Here is a 13,867-nt window from a genome sequence, read left to right as displayed (position 1 = left end):
GGGTGCACCGATCAGGTGGGCGCCGAACTGGTGGGCAGCACAGTCAGTTCCACCGCGAGCGCCGCGCCGCACACCACGACGATGACGGCCAGGGTGATCCAGTCCCGGGCCTTCGGGCCCGACGGCGCCGCCGAGATCTGCCCGGTGCCGCCGCGGGCGGTGATCGCATCGCCCATCTCGTCGGCGCGGCGCAAGGCCACCGTCACGGCCGCGGCGAGCAGGTCGACGATCTCGATCAGCCACCGCCTGCGCCGGTCCCTGCGTCGGGACAGGTGCTGTTTGGGGCGCAGCCGGCGCGCCGCGTACAGCGTCGCGAATTCGTCGATGAGCATCGGGAAGGCCCGCAGCGCCAGCGCGATCGCCACCGCCCAGTCGTCGATCGGGATCCGGACCGCCCGCAGGGGGCGGCCCATCTTGGCGACCGCGGGCGCGATCTCGGCGACGTTGGTGGTCCACGACACCATCGCGCCGAGACCGAGCAATACGACCGACAGCGCGGTGATACGCAGGAAGTTGAACAGCCCGCCGAGCCCGACCTGCACCGAGCCCAACGTCACGATGGGATCCCCGCCGCCGAAGGTGGCCGTCAGCCCGCCCAGGAACAACAGGCCCCACAGCCAGGCCGGGATCGACGGGAGCGCACCGCGCGGGATGTGCGCCAGCCGCGCCGCCACCAGCACCAGCACGGCGACCCCCGCAATCGGCACCCAGCCCGGATAGAACGTGAGCAGCACCCCGATCGCGGCGACCGCGATCAGTTTGGTGCCCGCCCACAGATCGTGGATGACCGAGCGTCCTGGGACCGGACGCAACAGCACCACCGGCCGGCGCGGCTTGCGCGTCGGGGTGGTCACGACACACCGCCCGCGGTGGCCGAGGCGGGGGCGAGCACGCCGTCGCGCAGATGCAGCGTGCGCGGGCACAGCTCTTCGAGTCCGGAGAAGTCGTGGGAGATGACGACGACCGTGAGCCCGGCGTTGCGCCGCAGATCGGTGATCAGCCGCAGCAGTCCGCGCTGACTGGCCGCGTCCAGCCCCGCCAGCGGTTCGTCGAGGATCAGCGCGCGCGGCGACCGGGCCAGCAGACCGGCCAGCACGACACGGCGCATCTGGCCGCCGCTGAGCTGGTCGATGCGCCGCGAGGCCATCGTCGGGTCCAGGCCGACCGTCGCGAGCGCCTGCAGGACGCGGTCGTGGTCGTGGTGCGAGAAGCCCGCCACCGAGGCGATCTCCCGGTCGATGTGGCTGCGCATCAGCTGCAGGCGGGCTGCCTGGAATGAGATCGCGACAGCGCCGACCTGATCGGAGACGGGTTCACCGTCGAGCAGGCAGCTACCGGTCGTGGGCACGGTCAGCCCCGCCATGATCCAGGCCAGTGTCGACTTCCCTGAGCCGTTGAGCCCGTGGATCAGCAGGCCGTCACCTTCGGGCACCGAGAAGGAGATGTCCTGGAGTGCGGTCTTGGCCCACGGCGTGCCGCTGCCGTATTCGTGACCGACGCCGACCAGTTCGAGGACCGGTGCGCCGCTGGTGTCGGCGACGGGCGTGGTGCCGGTGGGCGCCTCGGCGGTCTCGACCATGTCGGCGTTGTCGGCCGCCCCCCCGTTTCCGGTGAGGTTGATGGTGCGGTCGGCGACGTTGGCCTCGTCGTTGTAGTGCGTGATGTGCACCAGCGACATGTCGTGGTGGCCCGTGAGCCCGGACAGCACCTGGATCACGCCCTCGCGGCCCTGCTGGTCGACCATGCTGGTGACCTCGTCGGCGATGAGCAGCGCCGGTTCGCGGGCCAGTGCGGCCGCCACGGCGAGCCGCTGGAGCTCACCGCCCGAGAGCCCGCCGGTGTCACGCTCGGCCATCCCGTCGAGGCCCACCTCCGACAGCAGCGTGGGCACATCGGTCTGCGTACCCGGCGGCAGACCCCAGACGACGTCATCGGCGACGCGGGTGCCCAGCACCTGGCTTTCCGGATGCTGCATGACCACTGCCGTCCCACCGAGCCGGCCCAGCCCCACGGCGCCGGGCCGCTCGACGGTGCCCGCGGTCGGTTCACGGCCGGCCAGCACGAGCATCAACGTCGTCTTGCCCGAACCGTTCGCGCCGGTGATCGCGACGTGTTCGCCCGGTTCGACGGACAGTGAGACCGGGCCGAGCGCGTCCTGCTCGGTGCCGGGGTAGCGGAACCGCACGTCGCGCAGTTCGGTCGGGACCGGCGCGACCGGGCCATTCTCGGCGGAGGCCTCGAGTTTGTGCACGTCGGGAATGCTCACCAGCCGGCCCAGCACCCGCGACAGTGCCCACCACCCGATCAGCGTCACCATGGTGATGCTGAGGATCCCGGACCCGCCGATGACCAGCGGCCAGTACTCCAGCGCCGTCGCGAAATCGCGTTTGAGCTGGCCGGCCATGTGCTCCATGCCGGGGATGCGCGACAGGACCGCGGCGACGCCGTTGATGTTGGCGGTCAGCGAATCGAAGATCAGGTTGCGCAGCCGCGAGAGCACCGTCAGCGCGACGACGGCCGCCGCGCCGAACGCGGTTCCGGCGATCAGCGCGGCGACGAATACGGTGGGCGTGCCGCGGCCGCGCCGTTTGACGATGCCGGTGAGGCCGCCGATGTAGGCGCAGTCGATCACCGACATCATGCCGCCCATCCCGGCGATGAGGAACGCGATCGTCGCGCCGGCAACCGTGGCGGCGACCAGCACGCGCAGGCGGTAGCGGTAAGCCAGCAGCCCCATCGGGACGGTCCCCAGCAGCGACAATGCGGCAGCGAACGGTACGACGACGGCGATGATCGCGGTGGCCGCGCACAAAGCGGCCATCACCGAGGCCTGCGCGAGTTCCCCGGGTTGCAGCGATCCGGCGCGTCGAGGCTGGCTCGGCGTCCGGGTTGCGGTCATCACCCGATTCTGCCAGTCGACTCCGAGGGGTTTACGCGCCCGCTGCGGCAAGCGCTCGACTACATAGCGTCCCTATGTATTATGGACCCCATGTCCCCTCCCGCGCCTCAGGACTCCACTGCGGCCGTCGACGAGCATCTCGGCGGCGACCTGCTCGCCGTCGTCGCCCGGCTCAACCGGTTGGCCACCCAGCGCACGCGGCTGCCGCTGCCCTGGGCGCAAGCCCGGCTGCTGTCGACGATCGAGGACCAGGGTGAGGCCCGCATCTCCGACCTCGCCGCCCTCGACCATTGTTCACAGCCCACGATGACCACCCAGGTGCGCCGTCTCGAAGACGCCGGACTGGTCACGCGGACCACCGATCCGATCGATGCTCGGGCCGTCCTCATCCGCATCACCGACAAGGGCAGAACGGTGCTGGCCCAGGCCCGAATCGACCGCGCCGCCGCGATCAACCCGCGGCTGGAGCAGCTCTCGCCCGAAGACCGAGAGACGCTCGCCGCCGCCGTCGACGTCATCAAGCGGTTGCTCGCTCAACCCGACAGCTGACGCGGACCAAAGAGGCAGATATCGCTCGCGAAGAGGCGTTTTGCCGGAGCACACGCCGCCGAGCAGCAAATACGAAAGCACGGTGAGAGTTTGCCAGCCAGGCGCCATGCTGTTGAAACGGCAAGCGGTTACCGGTACTTCCCCCTGCGAACGATTCGCCCGTCCGGCAGCAGTATCAGACCGCTACTGCGGCAGGTTTTCCGGCCGTCCGCGCCCACGCCTGCCGAACCTCACGAATCTGGCCGGTGCCCATGCTGTTGAGCAGCGCCTTCATCGCCCTCCGGCGGGCCGCCCGGCCGGCCGGTGTGTACTGCGGGGTGTTCATCAGCTGTTTGGCCCACTGCGGGTGCAGATCCTGCACCGCCCAGGACACGAGCGCGTACAACGGCCGCTGGTAGACCGGATACCGCCACGGCGCCAACGGGTTCAGGTACCGCACGGTGGGAATGGTGACGCCCATGTAGGGCGCCCAATCCTCGAGCAGTTGCATCACGCCCGCCTGCGTTCGCGGCGGGTCGACCGCGCCGAGCGCCTCCCCCATGGTGGCGTACTCCCTGAAGAACTGTTCGAGCCGCTCACCCCGTAGTGGGCGGGGATGCCACGCGGTGTGCGCGGCGGCCAATCCCCACGCCTGCGTGGCGTAGTTCCACGTCAGCAGTTCCGGATCGCTGGCGCGGTAGGCGTGGCCGTCGGGTCGGACACCCTCGATCTTGTCGTGCATGGCAACGACGGTGCGGCAGACCTGCTCGGCGACCGCCGTGGGGCCCATCGTCACCCCGAGGAAGAATGCGACGGAATGCCCCGTGCGCGATGACATCCCCTTGTCGTCGAAGTTGCCGGTCGGCACGCCGTTCCTTCGCTCGATCGCGCGGGTGTGCTCGTAACCCATCCAGGCCATGGTGGGATGCAGCGTCTCCATCATCGCCGCCGCGGACAGCCCGATCTGAAACGTCGGCAGGTGGGAGTGGACGTACCAGACCGCACTGCCGGGTCCGAACCAGCCGGGGTCGCCGGCGGGTTCGGCGAACTGCACGTTCTTGAAGAACTGCCGGCGGATCGGCTCGAACATCGTGTCCATCACCCGGTCCGAGACCGTGAGCTGCTCCCGATTGGCTATCGTCACCATGAAATGGACGATAATGCGACTACTCAGTCGCTTAATAGTCGTGTTTCTCGCCGGCATCGGAGGTCGCAGTGTCACAGCAACCACCACGTAAGATCCCGCGGCAAAGGCGATCACGGCAGATGGTCGAGCGCATTCTGGACGCAGCCGCTCGTATTCTCGTCGTGTCCGGCTATGACGGTGCCTCCACCCATCGGATCGCGGCGGAAGCCGGCATCAGCCCGGGCAGCCTGTACCAGTACTTCGCGAACAAGGACACGATCGTGGCCGCCACCGTCGAGCGGATGATCGAGCAGATCGGCGCCGAACTCGTCGAGGCGTTCGAGGATGTCGACCGCGGTTACGGTACCGATCAGGTCCGGCATGTGGTAGCCGCGGTCCTCGACGCAACCGAACGCAACCGCGAACTGGTGCGCGTGCTCGTCGAGCAGATGCCACGACTGGGTGGCTCCACCGAGATCAAGACGATCGAGCGGCGCGCCAACGACCTGGCGTCAGGTTATCTCGCCGGGATCACCCAGGACGCCGGGAACGCGCACCGCCCGGCGATGGTCTGGATGGCGGTTCAGGCGTTGCAGCAGATCACGATTCGCTATGTGCTCGACCGGCCGTCGATCGCCCGTGAGGACTTCATCGACGCACTGACCCGGCTGATCACCACCTTCACCGCAACGTCGCTGTCATGACAGCCACTTCATGACAGCCGCTTCATGACAGCTCTGCCATGACCGCCTTGTCGACCTCGAGGTCGGCCACCGTGGCTGGGCGGGCTCGATTTGCCGATCCTGATCGGGGCGTTCAACCGAGTCTTGCTCGGCACGGCGGGCGCGGCAGCCGACGGCATCATCGCCGATCATGTCACCGATGAAATGCTCTGGGCGATCGCAGTATGCGGTGACGCCGGACAGGCCAAAGAGATACTCCGCCGACGCGCCCGCCCTCAGGTGACGACGGTGCCGACCAGCGTTCCCACCAGGTAGGTGGCGGCGATCGCCACCGCACCGAGCACCAACTGGCGCGCCGAGGCGAACCACAGCGGTTTGCGGGTGAACCGCGACGCGACCCCACCGGCCACCATCAATCCGAGGCCCCCGCACGCCAGACCCAACCACAGCGATTCCAGCCCGAAGAGGAACGGGATCAGCGGGGTCAGGGCGCCGAGCGCGAACATCAGGAACGACGAGATCGCCGCCACGTAGGGCGACGGCTTCTCCCGGGGGTCGACGCCGATCTCCTGTACGAGGTGGAAGTTCACCGCGCGGTTCTCGTCACGGTGGATCTCCTCGGTGGCCTGTGTGGCGGTCGGGCGCGTCATGCCCATGTCGACCAGCATGTCGACCAGTTCGGCCTTCTCGGCCTGCGGATGCCTCCGGAACGCGCGCCGCTCGACGAGCACCTCGGACTCGATCTGCTCGTTCGCGGTGCGCACCGAGGTGTACTCCCCGAGCGCCATCGAGAACGCCCCGGCCACCAATCCCGCGAATCCACCGACGATCACCGCGTGCGCGTCCGCCGCCGCCCCGATCCCGGCGATCAGCGCGGTGTTCGAGACCAGCCCGTCCATCGCCCCGAACGTCGCGGCCCGCAGCCAGCCGCCACTGACGTCGCCGTGCCGGTGATCGATCTCGTGCGGCCGCCATGCCCGCGCGCCGGCCGGGGGCTCGCTGTCTGCCATCCTCCGATTCAACGCTCCCGAAATGGGCGCGGACAACATAGGTCGACCTGGGTTCGGCACATCACAGTTTCGCGCAATGGACAGCGGGTTACCGTCAGGTATGACCACCACTGCGGAGCATCTGCGTAACGCCCTCGACGGCCGCTGGCGCGACGTGAAGAACGCCATGCGGGACAAGCTCTCCCACGAGGTCTTCAAACCGCACTACACGCCGAACACCGTCATCGCCCGGACCAAAGTGAACGAGCAACTGCGGATCATGGCCGCTGCCGGGGCGGCCGAGGACGGCTTCGCCAAGGAGCACGGGGGCAACGGCAACGTCGGCGCCGCGATCACCCAGATCGAGATGCTCGCGATGAGCGATCTGTCGCTGATGGTCAAGGCGGGCGTGCAGTGGGGCCTGTTCGGTGGCGCAGTGGAGAACCTGGGCACCGAGCGCCATCACCAGCAGTACGTTCGCAAGATCATCGACTGCGAACTGCTCGGCTGTTTCGCGATGACCGAGACCGGCCACGGCAGTGACGTGCAGTCCATCGAGACAACCGCGACTTATGACCCCCAGACCCAGGAATTCGTGGTCAACTCCCCCACCCCCACCGCGCGTAAGGACTACATCGGCGGCGCGGCCCAAACAGCCCGGATGGCATCGGTTTTCGCGCAGCTGATCACCCACGTCGACGGTGAGCCCGTGCACCACGGTGTGCACTGCCTCCTGGTGCCGATCCGCGACGAAGACGGTAACGACCTGCCCGGCGTGACCACCTCTGACTGCGACTACAAGGGCGGTCTGCCCGGTGTCGACAACGGCCGCATCGTGTTCGACGACGTGCGCGTCCCGCGGGAGAACCTGCTGAACCGCTACGGCGACGTCAGCGAGGACGGCACCTACACCTCACCCATCGAGAACCCCAACCGGCGGTTCTTCACGATGCTCGGCACCCTGATCCGCGGCCGGGTCACCGTCGGCGGTAGCGGCGCCGCCGCCGCCCGCGTCGCCCTCGACATCGCCACCCGGTATGCCTTGCAGCGCAAGCAGTTCTCCGCACCCGGCGGCGACGAGGTGTTGATCATGGACTACCTGGTGCACCAGCGCAGGCTGCTGCCGCTGATCGCCCGCTCGTATGCGCTGCAGTTCGCACAGAACGAGCTCGTCGCCAAATGCCATGAACTGCAGAGCTCGGACAGCCCGGACGCCGAGGAGCAGCGCGAACTCGAGGCGCGTGCCGCCGGCTTGAAGGCGGCCAACACCTGGCACGCCAGCCGCGCGATCCAGGAGGCGCGCGAAGCCTGCGGCGGCGCTGGGTATCTCGCCGAGAACCGGCTGATCGGCCTGCGCGGTGACATCGACGTTTTCACCACGTTCGAAGGCGACAACCATGTGCTCACCCAGCTGGTCGCCAAGGAACTGCTGACCGCCTACGCCGACGATGTCAAGGGTATGAGCCCTGTGGAGTGGGTGCGCTTCGCGGCCAACACCGTCGGTACCCGCGTGATGAAACGCACTGCGGCCGAGACGATCATGCAGACCATCCTCGACACCCGCCAGGACAACGAGGAAGAGGGCAGCCTGTTCAACCGCGGCACCCAGGTGCAGATGTTCGAGGACCGCGAGGAGTACCTACTGTCCTCGGTGGCGCGCCGGTTGCAGAGCAAGTCCAAGGAGATGTCGGCGTTCGACGCGTTCAACTCCGTGCAGGACCACGTGATGCACACCGCGCAGGCCCACATCGACCGGATCGTCCTCGAAGCGTTCGTCGCCGGCATCGACGCGTCCCCGGACGAGGAGGCTCGGCGCATCCTCGGCATGGTCTGCGATCTATTCGCCCTGTCGGTGATCGAAGACGACAAGGCCTGGTTCATCGAGCACCGCTTCCTGTCCACCGAGCGCGCCAAGGCGGTCACCCGCGGCATCAACGAGCGGTGCCGCGCGCTGCGGCCCCACGCGGAGCTGCTGGTGGACGGCTTCGGCGTGCCCGAGCAACTGCGCTACGCCGCGATGATGGATCCCAAGGAGCTGTTGTCGCCGGAGCCGGCCTAACTGTTCGGAATCGGGTCGACGGCCTCGAGCTTGCCGTCCTGCCCGATCCGGAAGCGCACGGTGCCGATACCCGTTGGGCAGCAAGGCGCCTCGTCGCCCTCCCGCCACTGGTACTGCACCTGGACGGTGTCTTCGCCTCCCGATAGCACCGAGATGTAGGGCCGCGGCTCGGGTGTGGCGGGCCCCAGCGGCGTGTTGCCGGAGAAGAAGAGCACCTGTTGCGGGCTGTCGGGCTGCGGGGCCGTCGGGCCGATCTGCACCCAGTACAGCCGGCAGTCGGTGGTGTGGCCGTTGGCCACCTCGGTCCACGTCGCACCCGGCGCAGCCGGTGGAGTACCAGTGATCTCGCGCTGCACGGTGTCCGGGGTCGGCCCGTCGGCCGGTGTGCAGGTGTCGGGTTTGGGTGGCGCGGCACCGGGCGGACTCCAGCCGCACCCCGCCGTGAGCAGACCTGCGGACATGAGTACTGCCAGGACCAGCCGCATGCGTCGAGCCTACGCACCCCCATCGTGGGGCGATCTCCTACTCTGACGCACGGCATATCCCCCGATAGAAGGAGTACAGATGGCGTGGTTCCTGGCGATGCAAGGACCGCCCAGCAAGCTCGGTCAGTCGCTGATCTACGAGCTGGCCGAGTCGGCCGACCGGACGAAGCTGGCCGAGGAGATGTCGAGCGCCGCGACGCTGGACCGGGTCGTGCCCGTCCCGGCCCTGTTCGGCGGGCAGCGCCAGGAGGTGACGCTCTACGTCCGTCCCGCGGCGTGGGGGGTGTGGGCGTTCTACGAGATGTCCGAAGAAGACCGGCGCCAGATGCTGGCGGCCAACCCGCTGGTCAACGCGCTGGCGCAAGCGGCCAAGCAGCAGGCGGGTCAGACGGGTCGTGGTCAGGGTCTGGGCCAGAACCCGCTGGGCTGAGTTCGTCCGCGCTGCGGCGTTCGTATGCGATAGGGAGGCGGCACCGAACCAGATCGAGTGCCATGTTTGCTGGCGTCGCCCCGCGGGTACGACGCTGCTCGTCGGGGCAACGAAGGTGAGTAGTTCCACTGTGCCAGCAACTGCGAGGAGTCCCATGGTCGTGTCCTTCACCGTCGCGCGGCGACTGCGACGTGCCCCACTGGCCGTGATGGCGGTGGCCGGTCTCGTCGGTGCGATGTGCTGGTCCGCACCGAACGCGCAGGCGTTCTCCATCCAGGACCACGCGAACATCACCCGTGCGGCGCTGCCACGAGATCAGGTCAACGAGGTCGCCGTCCTGCAGATTCTCAACGGCCCTCCGCCAGGAGGTGGCGCCATGGGGAGCGACGCATATGCGGTGGATCTATGGCGGCACATCGACAACGCGAAGAACCCGGCCGACATCTGTGCGCGCGCCACGCAGGCGTGGAACATTCTTTCACCGGTCATCCTGCGGGGCTCGCAACCGGTCGGACCGGGCGCCACGGCGCTCAGGGACGGTCCGTCCGCCCGGGCGGCGTTCGGTGGACTGGCGCACGCATTGCAAGACTTCCACGCCCACTCCAACTGGGTGGAGTCCAACATCGCCGCGGGGCAGCCGGAGCGGCCGGCTCCCGCGCTCTTCCCGTCGTGCGCCCCAGGCGCCTTCCCGGCCGACCTGCACACCGGTTTCTTCAACATCCTGTTCGCGCGCCAATCCCCGCTCGACGGGTGCCCTCCCGGCGGGCCGCCACCCGGCTTCCAGGAGTGCCACTCAGCGTTGAACAAGGACGGCCCGAACACGCCGCGCGGTAGGCAACCGGTTCCCGGGACCACGATGACGATGTACCAGCTCGCGGCGAGGCTCGCCACGGCGGCGACGACCAACCTCTACCGCGACGTGCGCGGCCTCATCGCGAGTACCGTGTCTGCGCAGAACCCCGGGGTCGACGGCGAGTGCGTCGCAGCCAAGGTCTTCCGGCCCGACCTGTTGGGGCCGTGCGCCAGATTCATCGGCCCGTTCGGAGCCGGAGCCACACCACCACGGTGAATCGCCCCGGTTGGACAGGTGTGGCTTCGAAGGTCATCCCTCGCCACCGAGCTCGGATCTGTCCCGCTCGTTCTCCGCGGTGTCTTGCGCCATCACCGACTCGTCGAGCCACTTCTGGACGTCGCCGCCGAGGCGGTCCGCGGACAGGTCAGCGAAGTCGAGGGCCTGTACTGCCATGGCTGCCAACACTTTCATGGCCCGTCCGCCGTGGTAGATCTCCGTCATCAGCGCATAGAGCGCTTGATTGTCTTCGGCGCGCAATGCTGACAGGTACCGCCGGGCATCCGCGAACTCCCGGTCGACGTGGGCCATCTTCCTGCGGAACTCGTCGGGCGAGGGCAAGTCGTCGGGTGTGCCGGTCATGGATTTCTCTTTCGGTTGCGGACCGTTCCCATTCTTGGGGTTGGTCTACGCCGGTGGTGTCTTTCTCGACCTTTTGCTCCGCATCATCGACTGGCGCAGAGACGTGTCCGGTTGGCCAGTCGGCTTCAGTGGGTATTCGGCCGTATCAAGGTCACTCCGTTCGGAAAGGCAGCATCACAATGGCCCGTGAAGAAGGCAGCCGGTGGGATGTCGGTACAAAGGACAACGCGATTACCCTCGAGCGATTCGATGACAGCGATGAGCGCGTGTCCGAAGATGTGCTGGAGGTCGACGAAGCTCGCGAATTGGCCGCACTTCTGACCAAGCACGCCGACAAGCTCGAGTCGTCGTCCGATGAAGACGATTCGAAGGACGAGGATGACTCCGAGACAGACGATTCGAGCGACGATTCCTCAGGCTGAAAACAACCAGGCCGTCAGAGCACGGTCTACCTGAACCACGTGGGCTCCCCCGGCTGGACTCGAACCAGCAACCCTTCGGTTAACAGCCGAATGCTCTGCCAATTGAGCTACAGGGGACTGCGGTGTCCGCGTGAGCTTTCCGCGCGGCCGAGGGATGACTCTAGCCTATGCACCGGCGCCCTCGCCAACGCGCTCCCCGGCACGGCGCGAACCGCCCGACATGAGGCAGGATGGGTGGCACGCACCGTGGACCGGGAGGGGCTTCGTGATCGGGTATGTCGCCGTGATGGCGGTCGGTTATGTCATGGGCACCAAGGCAGGCCGACGCCGCTACGAGCAGATCTCGGGCACCTATCGCGCGGTGACGAGCAGCCCAGCCGCCAGAGCGGTGATCGAGACGTCACGGCGCAAGATCGCCGAACGAGTGTCGCCTGATCCGCAGCTCACGACGCTGACGCCGATCGACGACAAGACCACGGTGCTGCACCCGGAGGCGCACACCGAAAAGTGAGGCGCGAGGCGCCTAGGGCTGGCCGATACCCCGGTCGATGGTGGTGCCGGGGAGCAGCGGGCCCGTAGTGAGCCCAAGTCCACCGTCACCGCCGAAGGCGATCCCGGGGGTGCCCACACCGACCCCGTTGCCGTTGGAGTAGGACAGGCACTTGCCGTCGTCCTTGTTGCCGAACCATGCCAGGCACGCCGGACCGGCCTGCGTCACCTGCTCAGGCGTGGCGGTCAGTGTGGCGGCCAGCGGCGCAGCCACCGCCGCGGCAGCGAACGCGCCGATCGCGACCGAGCGCCGGATCCGAATCATGGTTGCCACAGAAGCTGCCTTCCCTCGCCGTTGCCCCCAACGGTTGTATAGCGCGCCAACCATATCGCGTTACGCGCGCTCATGCAGTCAAGTCGTCCCCGCTGGCCTGTTCCAGCAGGCTCCGGCGGTAGGCCTCCATCGCCACCAGGTCGCCGAACAGAGCGTGGTACTCGTCGCCCTGCTCCACCGGCGACATCCGCTGCAGCTTCGACTTCACCTCGGCGATCTGCCGACCCACCCATACTTCCTGCAGCCGGGCCAGCACGCCGGCCACGTAGCGGGGCAGCTTGTCGTCGTCCTCGACGCGGACGGCCTCCGCGCTCAACTCGTTGACCAGGTTGGCCGCCTGCATGCTCGCGGTGTGCTCGCGCACCGCCTCGATCCACTGTGCACCCGACAGGCCGGCGGCCGCACCGCCCGCCGCCTCGATCGCGGCGCGAACGGCCCGGTAGCCGGGGTGGGTGAAGCTGTCGACGGCCAGGGCGTCGAACACCGGGCCCGCCAGCGCCGGGCTCTGCAGCGCCGACTTCAGCGCCTCGCGCTGCGGCCACAGCGTCGGATCGGCCGGATCAGGCCGCACGGCGGGGTCGGGGGCGCGACGCGGTTGAGCCGGGTCCGCACCGTTGCGACGACGGCCCCGGTCCGGCATCCCGCGTTTCTGCGCTTCTTCCCGCACCCGGCTGAGCACCTGCGCCTCGTCCGCCCACCCTGTCCAACCCGCCAACCGGCGCGCGTACTCGTCGCGCAGCGCGTAGTCACGGATCCGGGCCACCAGCGGCACACAGCGGCGCAGCGCCTCGACCTGCGCGGCCGGGTCGTTGTCGAGCACGTCACCGTCGGGGATCACGCTGCGGATGGCGAACTCGAACATCGGGATCCGCCGCGCCACCAGATCGCGCAGCGCGTTGTCTCCGGACTTGAGCCGCAGATCGCAGGGATCCATCCCGTCGGCGGCGACCGCCACGAACGACTTGCCCGCCACCTGCTGATCGCCGTCGAACGCCTTGAGCGCCGCGGCCTGCCCGGCGGCGTCACCGTCGAACACGAAGATCAGTTCACCGCGGTACCAGTTGTCGTCCATCATCAACCGGCGCAGCAGCGCGAGGTGGCCGTCGCCGAACGCCGTGCCGCAGGACGCGACGGCGGTGGTCTCTCCTGCCAGGTGCATCGCCATCACGTCGGTGTAGCCCTCGACGACGACCGCACGGTGAGATTTGGCGATATCGCGTTTGGCCAGGTCGAGCCCGAACAGCACCGCGGACTTCTTGTACAGCACCGTCTCGGGGGTGTTGACGTACTTGGCTTCCATCTGGTCGTCGTCGAAGATGCGCCGAGCGCCGAACCCGATGACCTCTCCCCCGGCGGCCCGGATCGGCCACAGCAACCGGCGGTGGAAGCGGTCCATCGGCCCGCGCTTGCCCTCCCGCGACAGCCCGGCCGTCTCGAGCTCCTTGAACTCGAATCCCTTGCGCAGCAGGTGTTTGGTGAGCCTGTCCCAGCCGGACGGGGCGAATCCGCAGCCGAAGCGGGCCGCTGCCTGGGCGTCGAAGTTGCGCTCGATCAGGTACTGCCGGGCCGGGGCGGCCTCGTCGGAGGCCAGCGCCTCGGCGTAGAACTCCTGGGCGGCGGCGTTGGCGGCCAGCAGCCGGCTGCGGCTGCCCCGGTCGCGCTGCACGTTGGCGGTGGAAGCCCCGGTGTAGGTGACGGTGTAGCCGATGCGGTCGGCGAGCAGTTCCACCGATTCCACGAAGTTGACGTGCTCGATCTTCTGGAGGAACGCGTACACGTCGCCGCCCTCACCGCATCCGAAGCAGTGGAAGTGGCCGTGGTTGGGCCGCACGTGGAACGACGGCGACTTCTCGTCGTGGAACGGGCACAGCCCCTTGAGCGAATCGGCGCCCGCGCGGCGAAGCTGGACGTAGTCGCCGACGACGTCCTCTATCCGCACGCGTTCGCGAATGGCCGCGATGTCGCGATCTGGAATCCGCCCGGCCACCGGG

General features: G+C 68.2%; 15 protein-coding genes, 1 tRNA gene and 1 pseudogene. 7 read left to right on the top strand and 10 right to left on the bottom strand.

The features are described from left to right. Positions 1–11: 11 nt before the first annotated feature. The 3 genes and pseudogenes from I7X18_RS10785 to I7X18_RS30095 all read right to left on the bottom strand — a co-directional run. Positions 12–854 carry a CbiQ family ECF transporter T component gene (locus I7X18_RS10785; RefSeq protein WP_193047255.1) on the bottom strand — a complete coding sequence of 281 codons (843 nt, stop codon included), beginning with the start codon at positions 852–854 and terminating at the stop codon, positions 12–14. Beyond that, the gene (locus I7X18_RS30100) at positions 851–1,801 is read right to left on the bottom strand and encodes an ATP-binding cassette domain-containing protein (protein ID WP_404822835.1); all 951 of its coding nucleotides are present in this window, start codon (positions 1,799–1,801) and stop codon (positions 851–853) included. Before I7X18_RS30100 ends, I7X18_RS10785 begins: the two co-directional genes overlap by 4 nt. A 3-nt stretch (positions 1,802–1,804) precedes the next feature. Then, positions 1,805–2,131 (bottom strand): annotated as a pseudogene (locus tag I7X18_RS30095) (ATP-binding cassette domain-containing protein); the annotation flags it as partial. An 849-nt stretch (positions 2,132–2,980) separates the two neighbouring features. Between I7X18_RS30095 and I7X18_RS10775 the strand changes: the two are divergent. Then, positions 2,981–3,448, top strand: coding sequence for a MarR family winged helix-turn-helix transcriptional regulator (locus I7X18_RS10775; RefSeq protein WP_193047253.1), 468 nt, complete (start codon positions 2,981–2,983; stop codon positions 3,446–3,448). Between the two features lie 175 nt (positions 3,449–3,623). On the opposite strand, the gene I7X18_RS10770 is transcribed toward I7X18_RS10775, so the two are convergent. Next, positions 3,624–4,574, bottom strand: a complete 951-nt coding sequence (locus I7X18_RS10770) for an oxygenase MpaB family protein (RefSeq protein ID WP_226863900.1) — start codon at positions 4,572–4,574, stop codon at positions 3,624–3,626. A 119-nt stretch (positions 4,575–4,693) separates the two neighbouring features. Here I7X18_RS10770 and I7X18_RS10765 point away from each other — a divergent pair, with 119 nt between their 5' ends. Then, positions 4,694–5,257, top strand: a complete 564-nt coding sequence (locus I7X18_RS10765) for a TetR/AcrR family transcriptional regulator (protein ID WP_193047252.1) — start codon at positions 4,694–4,696, stop codon at positions 5,255–5,257. A gap of 254 nt (positions 5,258–5,511) precedes the next feature. Here I7X18_RS10765 and I7X18_RS10760 read toward each other — a convergent pair whose 3' ends face one another. Next, positions 5,512–6,246 carry a VIT1/CCC1 transporter family protein gene (locus I7X18_RS10760; RefSeq protein ID WP_193047251.1) on the bottom strand — a complete coding sequence of 245 codons (735 nt, stop codon included), beginning with the start codon at positions 6,244–6,246 and terminating at the stop codon, positions 5,512–5,514. 100 nt (positions 6,247–6,346) lie between these two features. Here I7X18_RS10760 and I7X18_RS10755 point away from each other — a divergent pair, with 100 nt between their 5' ends. Then, a complete protein-coding gene (locus I7X18_RS10755) occupies positions 6,347–8,284 on the top strand; it encodes an acyl-CoA dehydrogenase family protein (RefSeq protein ID WP_193047250.1) in 1,938 nt (645 codons plus the stop codon). On the opposite strand, the gene I7X18_RS10750 is transcribed toward I7X18_RS10755, so the two are convergent. Further along, a complete protein-coding gene (locus I7X18_RS10750; protein WP_193047249.1) occupies positions 8,281–8,769 on the bottom strand; it encodes an LppP/LprE family lipoprotein in 489 nt (162 codons plus the stop codon). The two genes, I7X18_RS10755 and I7X18_RS10750, sit on opposite strands and share 4 nt — an antisense overlap. A gap of 79 nt (positions 8,770–8,848) precedes the next feature. Here I7X18_RS10750 and I7X18_RS10745 point away from each other — a divergent pair, with 79 nt between their 5' ends. Then, a complete protein-coding gene (locus I7X18_RS10745) occupies positions 8,849–9,199 on the top strand; it encodes a hypothetical protein (RefSeq protein WP_193047248.1) in 351 nt (116 codons plus the stop codon). Between the two features lie 154 nt (positions 9,200–9,353). Then, the gene (locus I7X18_RS10740; RefSeq protein ID WP_193047247.1) at positions 9,354–10,268 is read left to right on the top strand and encodes a hypothetical protein; all 915 of its coding nucleotides are present in this window, start codon (positions 9,354–9,356) and stop codon (positions 10,266–10,268) included. A gap of 33 nt (positions 10,269–10,301) precedes the next feature. Here the strand turns inward: I7X18_RS10740 and I7X18_RS10735 are convergent, their stop codons facing one another. Continuing rightward, positions 10,302–10,631 (bottom strand): hypothetical protein, encoded by a 330-nt coding sequence (locus I7X18_RS10735; RefSeq protein WP_193047246.1) that lies wholly within the window; start codon positions 10,629–10,631, stop codon positions 10,302–10,304. Between the two features lie 179 nt (positions 10,632–10,810). On the opposite strand from I7X18_RS10735, the gene I7X18_RS10730 reads away from it, so the two are divergent. Then, positions 10,811–11,053 (top strand): hypothetical protein, encoded by a 243-nt coding sequence (locus tag I7X18_RS10730; RefSeq protein ID WP_193047245.1) that lies wholly within the window; start codon positions 10,811–10,813, stop codon positions 11,051–11,053. 44 nt (positions 11,054–11,097) lie between these two features. Here I7X18_RS10730 and I7X18_RS10725 read toward each other — a convergent pair. Further along, positions 11,098–11,170: transfer RNA gene (locus I7X18_RS10725), tRNA-Asn, on the bottom strand. Between the two features lie 148 nt (positions 11,171–11,318). Here I7X18_RS10725 and I7X18_RS10720 point away from each other — a divergent pair. After that, complete coding sequence (locus tag I7X18_RS10720) at positions 11,319–11,564, top strand: hypothetical protein (protein ID WP_193047244.1); 246 nt, start codon at positions 11,319–11,321, stop codon at positions 11,562–11,564. Between the two features lie 12 nt (positions 11,565–11,576). Here I7X18_RS10720 and I7X18_RS10715 read toward each other — a convergent pair whose 3' ends face one another. Further along, entirely contained in the window at positions 11,577–11,876 is a 300-nt protein-coding gene (locus tag I7X18_RS10715; protein WP_193047243.1) for a DUF7155 family protein, read from the bottom strand. 70 nt (positions 11,877–11,946) lie between these two features. Then, positions 11,947–13,863: a DNA primase gene (dnaG, locus tag I7X18_RS10710; protein WP_193047242.1), complete on the bottom strand. Its 1,917-nt coding sequence runs from the start codon at positions 13,861–13,863 to the stop codon at positions 11,947–11,949. Positions 13,864–13,867 lie beyond the last annotated feature (4 nt).

The organism is Mycolicibacterium baixiangningiae (assembly GCF_016313185.1).
Lineage (GTDB): Bacteria > Actinomycetota > Actinomycetes > Mycobacteriales > Mycobacteriaceae > Mycobacterium > Mycobacterium baixiangningiae.
Note: the sequence above shows the minus strand (reverse complement) of the source record. Positions and strands in the feature narration are given on the sequence as shown.

Coding starts and splice junctions, on each gene's coding strand:
- I7X18_RS10740 (WP_193047247.1), top strand. CDS start 9,354: ATGGTCGTGTCCTTCACCGTCGCGCGGCGACTGCGACGTGCCCCACTG.
- I7X18_RS10735 (WP_193047246.1), bottom strand. CDS start 10,631: ATGACCGGCACACCCGACGACTTGCCCTCGCCCGACGAGTTCCGCAGG.
- I7X18_RS10755 (WP_193047250.1), top strand. CDS start 6,347: ATGACCACCACTGCGGAGCATCTGCGTAACGCCCTCGACGGCCGCTGG.
- I7X18_RS10750 (WP_193047249.1), bottom strand. CDS start 8,769: ATGCGGCTGGTCCTGGCAGTACTCATGTCCGCAGGTCTGCTCACGGCG.
- I7X18_RS10770 (WP_226863900.1), bottom strand. CDS start 4,574: ATGGTGACGATAGCCAATCGGGAGCAGCTCACGGTCTCGGACCGGGTG.
- I7X18_RS10775 (WP_193047253.1), top strand. CDS start 2,981: ATGGACCCCATGTCCCCTCCCGCGCCTCAGGACTCCACTGCGGCCGTC.
- I7X18_RS10730 (WP_193047245.1), top strand. CDS start 10,811: ATGGCCCGTGAAGAAGGCAGCCGGTGGGATGTCGGTACAAAGGACAAC.
- I7X18_RS10765 (WP_193047252.1), top strand. CDS start 4,694: ATGGTCGAGCGCATTCTGGACGCAGCCGCTCGTATTCTCGTCGTGTCC.
- I7X18_RS10760 (WP_193047251.1), bottom strand. CDS start 6,246: ATGGCAGACAGCGAGCCCCCGGCCGGCGCGCGGGCATGGCGGCCGCAC.
- I7X18_RS10745 (WP_193047248.1), top strand. CDS start 8,849: ATGGCGTGGTTCCTGGCGATGCAAGGACCGCCCAGCAAGCTCGGTCAG.